Origin of the sequence: Acinetobacter sp. ANC 3781 (assembly GCF_004331285.1) — a bacterium.
In the GTDB taxonomy this organism is placed as follows: Bacteria; Pseudomonadota; Gammaproteobacteria; order Pseudomonadales; family Moraxellaceae; genus Acinetobacter.
This window is the reverse complement of record NZ_SJOH01000003.1, coordinates 109,376-122,118: the sequence shown is the minus strand read 5'-3', so window position 1 is coordinate 122,118 and position 12,743 is coordinate 109,376. Positions and strand designations below refer to the sequence as shown.

Sequence of the window (12,743 nt, the reverse complement as noted above, 5' to 3'; positions counted from 1 at the left end):
TATGTCTGATATACGAAAAGCCAAAATGTGTGCTCGCGGATCGCGGGCATTTTTTTTGTCTCAAGGTTGGGACTGGCAGGACTTTCTTAAAAACGGCATTGATTTGGAAATTGTAAAAGCATCAAAAGATGCCATGGCGCAGCAAGTGGTGGAGGCGGTTGAAAATGGGCGGAAGTAGCGATCAAGTAATAGGGTATAGATATTTCACAAAATTTCTGATGTTTATCGGCAACCCAATTGAAAAGATGCTGGGGATTAATTTTGACAAACGTGGTTGGTTGTCTCCATTTGTCGATGAAGATGGAAATCCTTTAGCGCAAGGAATCATCAATTCACCAAATTTGTATGGGGAAAATGAAGGCGGGGTTGCTGGAACAGTTCATGTTCAATACGGCAGAGATGATCAAGAGGTCTTGCCATTTTATAAAGATTATATGGAGTCCAGGGATCTTCAAGCTTCTGCGTATCCCTATCAGTCATATTTAGCCTTTACAGGACTGGGTAAGGTTAATACAGGTAATGGCTGGATAGATGGTGCTTTGGGTGCACTGGCAGGCCACATGAATGAGGCTTTTTACGTCGGCAACTCAGGATACATGAAAGAAATGCTGCTTTGGCCAAAGCGTACGCGTATCCGTAATGATGGTCGCAGACAGTGGTATGAGGTGCGAGGGGATGGGGCAATTGTTTGTGAGATTGGGGCATACAGTCTAATATCCGATGACCAGAAATTAAGCACTGGAGATATTTCATTTATTCAACATTGGGAAGTGGAGGCATCTAATGGGATGGACTCATCAGATAGTTCTTCTGGAACTTGGAGGCTTCCATCAGACTTGTTATTTCCTCCAGTAGGATTGACTGGCGATATTGGCGAAGGTGGCTCCTTGAAAGTATCGTTAAGTTTTACAGCAACGGGTTATGGAATTGCTTCAGTAGATTTTTTTTATACGCATTTAAAAGACAAGGTGCCAGATTTATCTTTAATTAAACTTTTCAACGTGAAGGAAAAAAAATTAGAAGGCTCACCTGAAGATATCACAACTACTTACCAGATAACCGCCGATTTTTTTATAAGTCAGGGTTTTGAGCTGTTTGCAGCCACAAGTGCAAATGCTGAAAATGACGCTACGATTGTATTCAGTAATATTAAAATATTTGATCCTCGAATAAGAACTTTTAGTGCTGGCAAGGGAGTGGACATAAACCCAATTCATAAAATCCGCGAAATTCTCACTGATGATACTGCGATGAATAAGCCAGAATCATCAGTGAATAATGATAATTTTATCAAAGCAGCAGACCGGATTTATGATGAGGGCTTGGGTGTCTCATGGTCTATCACTGAGAAATCTTGCATCGATGCAATCAATGAACTTTGTTATCACATTGAAGCGGGTATTCGCGCAAACCGTCAAACTGGTTTATATGAGATGGTTTTGTTCCGTGATGACTGGTTTGAAGAGGATGAAATTCACACAATCGCTGAAAGCAAAATCAAAAGCATGCAGTACGAAATTATCAATGCTGATGAGGTAATTAATCAAGTCAATGTGAATTATTACGATCGGGAAAATATTAAGAATTCATCATTCTCGATTTCCGAAAATGGACTGATTCAAACCTTAAATCGGGTAAATGCTGAAACTTTAGACTTTCCATATTTTATGAATATGCGAAACGCTGAAGTTGTAGCGAACTGGAAGCTCAAGCAATTATCTACCGGTGCCTTTAAAGGTTCATTTACAACCGGTTGGCGTGAGGCAAGAAAATGGAATCGCTATGATTTAATTCGCTTGCCGTGGTCCAAGCGCTGGACTGGAACTATTTTAGTCCGCATCATGAGCATTAATCTTGGAGGTCCAACGAATAATGAGGTTTCAATTGATTTCATTGAGGTTGTACCTTCGACTGGAATAATGAATACAACCATTGTTGCCGATGAGCCGATTGATAAGCCTTTGCCACCACAACCCATCCATTATGAGCCTTTTGAGTTGCCATATTATTTAGCTGTTATGGCACTTGGGCAACGTCAGGTTGATGAAGAGCTGGCATATGAAAGTAACTTTGGTTTGGTGGGAGTGGTAGCAGAACAGCCGCAATCAAATTCACTTTATGCTGTGATGATGACAAATAACTATGACGAGTGGGTACGTGCTGGATCAATTCAATATTCAGAAACCGCTGACTTAGATCAAAAAATATCAAAAGTATCAACAAGTTTTACAGTTAAGAATTGGAAGAAAATTTCCAATGTTCCAGTAGGTACACTCATTCAGTGCGGGAAAGAATGGCTTACAGGATTTGTCGAGTGGATGGTTTTTCAGGGTGTTGACCTACAAACAGGTATTGTATCTGTCAAGCGTGGCGCATTAGATACACACCCACAAGAATGGGATTTAGGTTTAAAGCTTTATTTCTGTGGAACCGATGTTGCATATGATGAAACTGAATATGTGGCAGGTGAAAAAGTACTGGTTTCTGCACTCACAACCACACCATCAGGCGTGCTTGAGCTAAAAGGTTCACATTCTGTTGAAATGAAAGCACGTGCAATTAGGCCTTATCCACCTGCTAATGTAAAAATTAACGGTGAATACTGGCCTAAATTTATCGAGAACGAGCTGACCATGACCTGGTCTCATCGCAATCGCAAGCAGCAAACAGGTGGTGCTTTAGTTGGGTGGTATGAAAATAGTGTAACGCTTGAAAATGGAGTGGAGTATATCGTTGAGATATATGAAATTAATTTACTGGCACAAAAATCACTATTGGTTAGCCAAAATGTTGGGAATGCAGATAATGCAAAATTTGATTTAACAACTGTAAGCTCTTTAGCAAAATCTATTGAAATTGTATTTAAGACAGTGCGGGATGGTTACGCATGTTTATACCCGTTTCAACATATCATGAATCTTAAATCGATTTATATTGATTTTAAGATTAATCCTGATGAGCAATATGTGGCCCCCAATAATCACGAGGTTAATTTTAGTCTATGAATACAGTTATCTATCTTAGTGGGAATCAATCCTCACTAACATCATCACTTAAAAGCTATATGGAATCTCAGGGATTTAAGAGTCTGGAGTCAACAAAAGAAAATTTAATATCAAATATCGCAGCAGAGAAAAATTTAGGCAATACGGTTGCTTGTGTTTTCATTGTTGGTCAATCTTTAATTGTTGATCATATTACAATTTTATCATTAGTTGTAAGTGAAGGTACGCCTATAATTTTTAGTGAGCAATCTAGTGGAGCAATATCAACCCAAACATCACTTGGTTTTAACTTTGGGCTTTTTACAACTGTTGAGCAAGAGATTCCAGATTCGACAAATATTATGTACGGTACAGACAATGCCGATAATGTTTTTAAAGTGAGTGGACTAGGTAAGGGGGGGACAATTACCATTTCTGAAAATACAGGCTGGAAATTGTTAACAAGTGATTTAGCACTACATTCAAATACGAAAGTTTTAATGAGGCTTTCTGGTAACTCAGGATTAATTGCTGCTTCTTATATTAAAAAAGGAGACAGTTCCGCAAAATTTACAACACTTGGTGCGACAGTAATTCATGCTGGTTGGATGTATGGAGAGGTTAATACAAAAGGATGTCAGGCGTTTCTAGATCTTGTTAAATTATGCTTGCTTGATTTCTCAAGATATCAGGTGAGCGGTTTTATTACCGAGTTTGGCACAAATTTAGCACTATCAAGAACTGTACGGCTTTATGCCAAGAAAACTGGTGATTTATTGGCATCAACCATTAGCTCATCAGTTGATGGCTCATATATATTGGAGTCACCATATGGTGAGGAGGTTTCCGTGGTTTGTATTGCAGATAGTAATGATGAGAACAACTCGCAGATAGCAGATAAAGTAAAACCACGATTAATTACTTAATTTCCCATCGGAGCAGCACTCACAAGTAGAAGTCTAAACTCAATCAAACAACAGCACCTCCGGGTGCTTTTTTATTGCCAAAATTTAGGGGGCGGCATGTCCAATGACTACACAACTGATCCACCACCAATAACACCTAGCCAGCTTTACGCAATTTCAGACAACATTAATCAGCTACGTCAAAGCATGGAAAAATTGGCAGATTTACCGCAGAAAATTGACCGGATGAGTGTGCAGTTTGAGCAACTTCAAAAGGACCAGCAAAAGACTGTACACGACTTACAAAAGGCCAGAGATGGTTTTGAAGAAGATTTGGATCGAACTAAATCAAGCCTTCGTGCTGAGATGAAGCAGATCCGTCAAGATACCGAAGTTAAGCATAAAGAAGTTGATCTTCAAATCCGGGTATTAAGTGAAAGTAAAACAAAAATTGATAACACCACAAATATTGTGCGCTGGGGTGGGATTGCTTTACTTGGTGCCTTGGGAGTCGCATGGAATACCCAGACTGGTAAAACCGATGCTATGACCACTCGATCAATGGAAAATGCTCAAAAAATCCAGGTTCTTGAAAAGCAGTCTGATCAATCACTTCGAACTTTAGAAGAAATCCGAAACAAACTTTATGAACGCAATTACAGAGAGAGTGCTAATGAAATTAGTAGATAATGCCCGACAGTGGTATAAATTCTGGTCCATCCAATTAAGCGCTTTAGGCGCTTTTTTATTATCTGCGTGGTTTGCATATGGTAGTGAAATTACTGCATGGTGGATGATTCACGCCGCTGATTATTTCTATTTCTTGTCACCGCAAACAATCAAGTGGGTGGGCTTAATCCTTGTGATTACAGGGCAATTGGCTCGACTGGTGAAACAACCTCAATTGGTTAAAGATGGTGGTAATCCATGAAACAAATTTTTGATTTCTTGCGCAAGATTAGCGGAGGAAAGCTTACCCAGAAACAGGTTGAAGCTGCCGATAAGTTAATTGCAACCGCCTACGATGATGTTGCTGTAATGCTTGGCATTGCTATTGATGTAATGAGTAAAAAAATCACCAATGATCAAATTGTTGATCAAGCAAAATTACTCGGTATTGAAGTTGCGGCCTTAAAAGCAGTAATGGAAGTGGAGTGCAAAGGATCAGGATTCAATACTGATGGCTCGCCGGTTATTCTTTTTGAGCGCCATAAATTCTATGAGGGTCTTCAAGCAATCAACTGGATAACTAAATCCAAAGAATGGTCCAGGTTATATCCAGATCTTTGCAATTCTTCACCAGGTGCTTATGGTAAATTTTCAGAGCAACACAATAAACTAGACAGAGCATCAAAGCTTAATCGCGATGTGGCACTTGAATCGTGTTCGTGGGGATTGGGTCAAGTGATGGGTTATCACTGGAAGGCACTTGGTTATGTATCACTACAGTCATTCATTGATGCCATGTACAAGGATGAAGCCTCGCAGCTTGACGCAATGTGCCGATACATCAAAGTAAATAATCTTATCAGCGCTTTAAAGAACAAAGACTGGAAAGCGTTTGCTAGAGGTTATAACGGCAGAAATTATGCAATCAATAAGTATGATGTGAAGTTAGCTGATGCATATAAGAAAGCCCTCAAGTGAGGGCTTTCTTATAAGCACCATTATGTTAAATGAAACTAAAATCAGTTACTTTCTTGAGATGGTGGAGCAGAGTTCCATGTACCTAATAAGCGCCAAATTGCACTATCTATTTCTTGCCATCTATCCCAATTATTCAAGTTCATTTCCCATTGAATCCAGATACCGCCATATTTATTAGGTTGATAACTATCACCTCTAATTGGAATAATCTTGTTTTCCAGTGCAACTGAACTTTCTAAAGTTTGTATACTTAATAAAACACCACTGACGCCAGGCTCTTTAGATTTTCCATAACAATTAAAGGAATAGTCTGCTTCTAATCTCTGATAACAAGTCAGACCATATTTTTCAAATTTTGAATTTTTTTCAAAAAATTCTTTTCTTTGTAAAAATGTCTTATGAGTATCTAAATTTTCAGCTCGCATATCCATGGTAAGACCTTCAATCCTTACTCTCACTTGGTCATCATGATCAGGCAAATATCCATCCGTTGCTTGAAAATCTAAATTGCTTAACTTTAAATCAAATTGTAATTGTCGATTCGAATCAGGCATCGGCAAACTGTTCGCTTCTCCTTGCATAATTGTTGGAAATTTTTCAGGAACATAGTTTATGGCAAATTGACCTAAATAATGTTCTCGTGCAGGTTTATAAAACTCATAATCGAATTGATCTGGTATATGCTCGCGACGTGGCCCTAGTTTAGCTTTAACAATAAGTTCTAGATTTTGTTTCCATGTCACTATTTCCCCCTCTTGAGGAATATCCTTTGATGTACACCCAATAAGTAACAGTGCATACAAGGAAAGAATCCAATATCCTTTTATTAGCATTATTTGACTCTTATTTTCTTAAATTAAATTTAACATTTAGGTCGATAGGCAATCAGTCGTTTATCGTCAATAACCCATCCCAACTAAAATAATTCTGCGTCAAATTTTGTCTCGACATTGCCCATGCTCTGCCATGCATTTTACATGGGCCAATAGCTAATTTCTTATCACCAAATTTAATTTTTACTTTTTCCAAGGCTTCTTGCAGCTTTTCATTTTTTTCTATTTGTGTGCTGTCAGAAAGCAAATCATAAATGTGCGTCGACTTCGGCTCGATTGCAGTCAATATCACTCCGCATTTTTTAAACTCAATACCCTCTAAAAACAATTCATTTATACACTTCATCACAGCTCTGTTCATTACTGCAGCGGAGTCAGTAGGCTCTGGAAATCCAATACTGACCGATTTGTTGTAGAAAGGTCTGCTCTTATCAAACGGATTAGACTGAGCAAAAGCAATCACACATCCACATAATGAATTATCTTCTCTTAAGCGTTTAACTGCATTTTGAAGATAGTCACTCATTGCTTCAGAGAGTGATTCTATATCTGTCACCCGAGAGCCAAATGAGCGTGATGAAATGATCTGTTTTTTGGTTGGTGGTGCTTGTTCAAGATCAATACATGATGTGCCTTGCAACTCCATAACTGTTCGCTGCATGACTACAGAAAATATTTTACCCAACTGGTGTGGATCAGCCTGCACCAAATCCAACACAGTATTGATCCCAAGAGTATTAAGCTTTTTGCTATGTTTACGACCAACGCCCCAAACTTCAGAAACATCAATCAGGCTTAAAAAATAAGCTCTATGCTTTGAATCCATGGTCACTAAATTGCACACACTATTAAATCGTTTTCCTTTCTTGGCCATATGATTAGCTAGTTTGGCTTCCGTCTTGGACCGGCCAATCCCCACGCAAACTGGCAATCCAACCCATTGTAAAATACGTTGCCGCATACCTTGAGCATATTCAGTTAGATCATAGTTTTCAGCATAAGCAGTGACTCTTAAAAAACACTCATCAATTGAATAAATCTCTTGTTCGCCTGGTGCAACGTAGTCAGCCAAAATTGAATGAAAGCGATGTGACATTTCTGCATATAAAGCATAATTGCTGGATAACACCTGAACATTATACTTCTCAACAATATCGCGGATCTGGAAAAGGGGAATACCCATTTTGATGCCAAGGTCTTTTGCTTCTGGTGAACGTGCTACAGCGCAACCATCATTATTCGAGAGGACGATTACTGGCACATTTTTTAGTTTTGGATTGAATAAACGCTCACATGAGACATAGCAATTATTCACATCAATGAGTGCGTATATTTCTTCTTGTGATCTCATCTAAACTTTTTGATAACGTTGGTTACCACTCCCCAAATTTCAAACTCTTGACCATCCACTGGGTGAATATCCGAATAGCCTTCATTCTCAGCCTTAAGCCAGCATCCCTTTGCATCAATGATAAGTCTTTTTAAGGTAAATTCATTATCAACACATGCAACCACGATATCCCTATGTTGAGCTTCAATACTTCGATCCACAATGAGAGCGTCATTGATATCAATACCGGCATTGAGCATTGAAAGGGAGTTGGCGCGTACGATAAAGGTTGCATTGGCGTTATGAATTAAAAACTCATTAAGGTCGAGTTTCTTGTCAATATAGTCTTGGGCTGGGGAAGGAAAGCCAGCTTGGACGCGTTCAACAGCTAAAGGAATTTCTATTTTTGTTATAGGATCAAATTGGCGAATATCAATAATTTCATTTCCATTCTTCGATGATTTTAAATATTCTTTGATATCAATAATACGAGACTCAGGTACACGAAGCACTTTTGTAGCCTCTAATGCCTTCTTGCGACCCGCCCCAATTCTTGCACCACCCCGGTTTTTAAGTTCTTTCATATCTACAACTTTGAATTATGTTACATTATTCAAAATTGTAGAGATTATGAGTTTTACATACAAATTTAAAAAATCATTTACAATCAATAATAAGTCATTACTTGACGCTTTATTTTAATATTTCTGATGAATGGTATTGCGAAAAAGCAGATGGCCACGCAATTGATGTTGAATGATTAATTGAAGTTTGGCCTGAAGAAAAAGCCCTTAAATAAGGGCTTTAAATTTTACTTAGATATTGTTTTGAATAAAGGTATCAGCTGATCTGCCCCATAGACACTTAGGTGATCATCATCGAAATACAATGGTATCCCATTTTTATCAGAGTAGCATTTGTCTGAGTCGCAGAAATAGCCGGTAGTATCTAAAATATGGATGCCGCATTGTCTACTTGCTTCATCTTGTGCTTCAAAAGTAAGCTTACTCCTTTCTAGATAGTCCTTTTTTGAAATTGTAATTTTCTCATCAGAATTAATAATTAATCGGTGCCCTAATACTTTAGGGATATTTACTGGGAATTCTGGTACTGGCCTAGTCACGTAAACTTCATGATTTTTGGCAAATTCGCACAATGTCTCTACATAAGCAGATTTCATGGTTTGATGATAATTTTGATCGTAACTTTCCGATGGCTTGGTAATATATCTTATAGGTTTCTCAATCGTTGGATCCCCATCAGGAGCACCATGGAATAAAACGTTAGTTCGATTAATGATTAATATTTTTGAATCAGGATAATCACTTACAGACTTCTTCAAATAGTAGGAAATAGCTTCACCACATTTAAAGTCAGGGCTATTTATTTTCTTAATATTTTTAACAGTTGGGCATCCAGAATATGTCCAATCTAAAGCTGAAGCGTTATTTGGTAAAGATTTTTGTACAGCCTGCATCATAGACTCAGCATGACTATCACCAATCACTAATAATTTAACATCACCATTACCATACAAACATTCCGGAAGCTGCGATCCAGATGAGGGATGACATTCATTAAACCTTGGATTTCGCTCAGCATTCTTAATTGCAATTTGTTTCACTTCATCCGACAGGCGACTTGGAAGCCCATTTTTCACATATACAAAGCTAAGTAGCGCTACTGGAATAAGTATGTAGATTACGGTAACTGTGTAGTTTTTTGAAGTTGATAGATTTGATAAATATTTACGTGTAGGGTTTTCAATAAATTTGTAAGATATCCATCCCAGTACTACAGATAAAATAATTGCACCACTAATAAATAGGATATTGTTGGATTTTTCTAAATAGGCCAGATAAAAAACAAGCGGCCAATGCCATAAATAAATGGAATAAGATGTGTTGCCTAGAAACTGTGCAATTTTATTGTTGGTAAATAGAGAATTATTATTATTTGCTAATAGTATTAAAAACGAACCAATAACAGGTAGTAGTGCATTATAGCTTGGCCAAGCAGTTTTTCCTGTAAATAAAATTAAAGATAAAATGATTAAAGTAAAACCCAATAGATCCAAGATTCTTTTTGAGTTTTCCTTAAAAATGACTTTATCAAAGTAAAGAAAAATTAGCCCGCCTGCCATCATTTCCCATGCGCGTGTTGGGAGTAAATAGAAAGAAGCGGAGGCATAGTTTTTAGTGAAGTATATGGAAAGTAATAAAGATATTAAAAAAACTATGATGTATATAAATTTCAAAAATTTTATATTTTTGAATAGTCTTGCTACAAGAAATAAGAATATAGGAAGAATTATATAGAACTGCCATTCAACTGATAGCGACCATGTATGCAAAAGTAATTTTTCATGAGATACAGCATCAAAATATCCTGATTCTCTAAAATATTGGATATTTGATAAGAAACTTAAACTGACAATTGAGTGTTTTGCATAATCTTTAAATTCTTGAGGGAGTAGAGTAAACCAGCCAATCAAGCCAACAACCGAGATTAATGCAGCAAGAGCTGGAATAATTCTGTTGGCTCTGGAAATGTAAAATTTCAAAAAACTAAAAGTATCTTTGGTTAAGCTGCTTACAATGATTTTTGTCATCAGGAAACCTGAAATGACAAAAAACATGTCAACACCAATAAATCCACCGGAGAATCCAAAAATTCCAAAGTGAAAAAGTACTACTAAGGCAACAGCGTAAGCTCTCAATCCATTAATATCGTATCTAAACTTCTGGTTCATCTTACTTCATATTTTTCTATAAAAAATCGAAATGATTTTATAGACTAAATATGAAAAATGAAATGTTATTTAATTAATCAACAAACCACCACCAACCCTGATCTTTAATTAGATCAGGGTTTTTTAATGTCAAAAATTAGGGGGCATCATGCAGGAGCATGAGAAAAATTTACTTTTACTGATCGTAATCGGGGCATGTATTGGTTTTGCAAAGCTACTTGTTTCAGATGAAAAACTGACTTGGCGCTTGACGATTGGCAGAACGATTTTGGGCGCAGCAACATCAACGATTGCAGGCGCCATCATTCTGCAAATTCCTGATATTAGCCCACTAGCCTTGATTGCGATTGCATCAGCTCTGGGGATTTTGGGAAGTACATTTATTGAAAACTGGCTTAAGTCGCAATCTACAAAATGGGGTGTTAAATGAAACTAATCGATAACTGGAAGCAGGCTTGGAAACTCAAGTCAGTACAAGTGGGCGCAATTAGCGCCTTTTTTTACCTCCTGATTTTATTCTCAGAACAGTTTGTTCAGGTCTGGAATATCATTCCTCAGGACTTAAAAGCTTACATTCCTGCACAGTGGCAAGAATATGTAGGTTGTTTTGTGGGCGTGGCCATGGTCCTTGCTCGCTTGAAAAAACAACCTGAATTGCACGAAGTAAATCAATTCGTCACAGTCACAGCAGGGCATTCTAATAAAGACCCGGGTGCAGTGAATGGCAAGTTCAAAGAAGCTGAATTGGTCTCTCAATTCCGTAATGCTGTTGCTTACTATTTACGTGAAGCAGACATTCAATACAAAACGGATGGGGTGGGAACGCTTAATCAGGATTTAAATACTGCCATCAAACTGATTAAGGGCTCATCTGTAGCGGTTGAATTCCATATGAATGCTGCGACATCAAAGCAAGCCAACGGAATTGAAACCATTGCATTACCCAAAGACAAGAAACTAGCTCAAGAGTTATCTAAAGCCGTTGCAGATGTTTTTGGCAGTCGATTGCGTGGCGATAATGGTTGGATTGACCAAAGCCAGTCAGCACGTGGAAAACTTGGATTTATCAGCAATGGCGGCTTGATTGTGGAACTGGGTTTTATTTCAAATGAAGCTGAATTGGCAGCATTTAATACAAAGTATTGGTCGGCTGCAAAAGCTGTAGCGATGATTTTGATTAAGCATTCAAAGTGATTTGAGAAGGCCCTCAAGTGAGGGCTTTATATTTTTCGATGTTTGCTAAGCTATAATGTACATAGCAGATTTTTCAAAGTGTACAAATGTGTGTACATAAAAATCAGGTAAAGTATTTTGATTAAATAAATTTTAATTAAAATAATAACTTATGTTTTAGTACACCCATATCAAAAATGATGGTCGGTTTTTCTGAATAATTCGGCATATATAGGTAATCTATGTTCAAAATAACAACAGCACCACAAGATGCATTAATTTTACAGCTTGTACCTATTGTGACACAGGCATGTGAAATTTTGCGAGTGGAATATCAGGCCTATTGTGCAGGTGGGGATTTTGATGTCGAGAAAAAAAGTGACAATTCGCCTGTAACGCAAGCCGATTATCGGGTCAATGAATTTATCACCCTAGCATTAAAGAAAAAATTTCCTGAGACCCCTTTATTGTCAGAAGAAGGCGACAATACCGAGCGTAAGCGATGGCAAAACTTCTGGTTGCTGGACCCACTGGATGGAACCAAAGAATTCCTGCATAAACGACCTGAGTTTACCATTAACCTAAGTTTGGTTGAAGGTGCATATACGGTCTTCGCGATATTGGCAATTCCAGCCGAGCAAACGCTCTATATTTGTCCGAAGCAAGGTTTACCGTTGAAATTTGAGATTCAAACCGGAAAATGGCTGGAATATGCAGAAGATGAACCATTTGCAGTCATTCAAGTGGGTTTAAGTCAAAGTAGTCAAGGTCGGTCCGAATATGCTGAATATTTGAATATCTTAAAACAGCAAGTTGATGTTGTAGAGTTTAAAGCAGGCAGTGCCTATAAGTTTTGCATGATGCTTGAAGGAAAGGTTGATATTTACCCGCGGTTTCATCCGACAAGCGAGTGGGACACCAGTGCAGGTCAATGTCTGATTGAGCGTATTGGCGGTGGTTTGGTTGATTTAAAAGGAAGATCTTTTTTATATAATCAACGCAGTAGTTTGTTGAATGGTGGCTTTATTGCATTTAAAAATATTGAAATGAAAAAAATAGCATTCCAAGCTCTAGGACTTATGGCGAACATCCATTGAGCTGATGTTTTAACATGCTATA

General features: G+C 37.8%; 13 protein-coding genes. 9 read left to right on the top strand and 4 right to left on the bottom strand.

The features are described 5' to 3' along the window. Position 1: 1 nt before the first annotated feature. The 6 genes from E0H89_RS03460 to E0H89_RS03435 all read left to right on the top strand — a co-directional run bounded on the left by E0H89_RS03460 (position 2) and on the right by E0H89_RS03435 (position 5,536). Positions 2–178: a hypothetical protein gene (locus E0H89_RS03460; RefSeq protein ID WP_250697823.1), complete on the top strand. Its 177-nt coding sequence runs from the start codon at positions 2–4 to the stop codon at positions 176–178. Continuing rightward, entirely contained in the window at positions 165–3,005 is a 2,841-nt protein-coding gene (locus tag E0H89_RS03455; protein WP_165494009.1) for a phage tail protein, read from the top strand. The genes E0H89_RS03460 and E0H89_RS03455 overlap by 14 nt, the downstream gene beginning before the upstream one ends. Beyond that, positions 3,002–3,910, top strand: coding sequence for a hypothetical protein (locus tag E0H89_RS03450; protein ID WP_131214461.1), 909 nt, complete (start codon positions 3,002–3,004; stop codon positions 3,908–3,910). Before E0H89_RS03455 ends, E0H89_RS03450 begins: the two co-directional genes overlap by 4 nt. Before the next feature lie 96 nt (positions 3,911–4,006). After that, a complete protein-coding gene (locus E0H89_RS03445; RefSeq protein WP_131214459.1) occupies positions 4,007–4,579 on the top strand; it encodes a hypothetical protein in 573 nt (190 codons plus the stop codon). Continuing rightward, positions 4,563–4,820 (top strand): DUF7940 domain-containing protein, encoded by a 258-nt coding sequence (locus E0H89_RS03440; protein WP_131214457.1) that lies wholly within the window; start codon positions 4,563–4,565, stop codon positions 4,818–4,820. Before E0H89_RS03445 ends, E0H89_RS03440 begins: the two co-directional genes overlap by 17 nt. Further along, positions 4,817–5,536, top strand: coding sequence for an N-acetylmuramidase family protein (locus E0H89_RS03435; RefSeq protein WP_250697822.1), 720 nt, complete (start codon positions 4,817–4,819; stop codon positions 5,534–5,536). The genes E0H89_RS03440 and E0H89_RS03435 overlap by 4 nt, the downstream gene beginning before the upstream one ends. A gap of 41 nt (positions 5,537–5,577) precedes the next feature. Here E0H89_RS03435 and E0H89_RS03430 read toward each other — a convergent pair whose 3' ends face one another. The 4 genes from E0H89_RS03430 to E0H89_RS03415 form a co-directional block, all read right to left on the bottom strand. Beyond that, positions 5,578–6,279 carry a hypothetical protein gene (locus E0H89_RS03430; protein WP_250697821.1) on the bottom strand — a complete coding sequence of 234 codons (702 nt, stop codon included), beginning with the start codon at positions 6,277–6,279 and terminating at the stop codon, positions 5,578–5,580. Positions 6,280–6,421: 142 nt separating this feature from the next. Then, complete coding sequence (locus E0H89_RS03425) at positions 6,422–7,720, bottom strand: Y-family DNA polymerase (RefSeq protein ID WP_131214455.1); 1,299 nt, start codon at positions 7,718–7,720, stop codon at positions 6,422–6,424. Continuing rightward, entirely contained in the window at positions 7,717–8,283 is a 567-nt protein-coding gene (locus E0H89_RS03420; RefSeq protein ID WP_131214453.1) for a LexA family protein, read from the bottom strand. Before E0H89_RS03420 ends, E0H89_RS03425 begins: the two co-directional genes overlap by 4 nt. A gap of 227 nt (positions 8,284–8,510) precedes the next feature. Next, positions 8,511–10,451 (bottom strand): acyltransferase family protein, encoded by a 1,941-nt coding sequence (locus E0H89_RS03415; RefSeq protein WP_131214451.1) that lies wholly within the window; start codon positions 10,449–10,451, stop codon positions 8,511–8,513. Positions 10,452–10,599: 148 nt separating this feature from the next. Between E0H89_RS03415 and E0H89_RS03410 the strand changes: the two genes are divergently transcribed. From E0H89_RS03410 to E0H89_RS03400, 3 genes are all read left to right on the top strand, one after another. After that, positions 10,600–10,881 (top strand): phage holin family protein, encoded by a 282-nt coding sequence (locus tag E0H89_RS03410; RefSeq protein WP_131213587.1) that lies wholly within the window; start codon positions 10,600–10,602, stop codon positions 10,879–10,881. Further along, entirely contained in the window at positions 10,878–11,645 is a 768-nt protein-coding gene (locus E0H89_RS03405; RefSeq protein WP_131214449.1) for an N-acetylmuramoyl-L-alanine amidase, read from the top strand. Before E0H89_RS03410 ends, E0H89_RS03405 begins: the two co-directional genes overlap by 4 nt. 221 nt (positions 11,646–11,866) lie before the next feature. Continuing rightward, a complete protein-coding gene (locus tag E0H89_RS03400) occupies positions 11,867–12,721 on the top strand; it encodes a 3'(2'),5'-bisphosphate nucleotidase CysQ family protein (RefSeq protein WP_131214447.1) in 855 nt (284 codons plus the stop codon). Positions 12,722–12,743 lie beyond the last annotated feature (22 nt).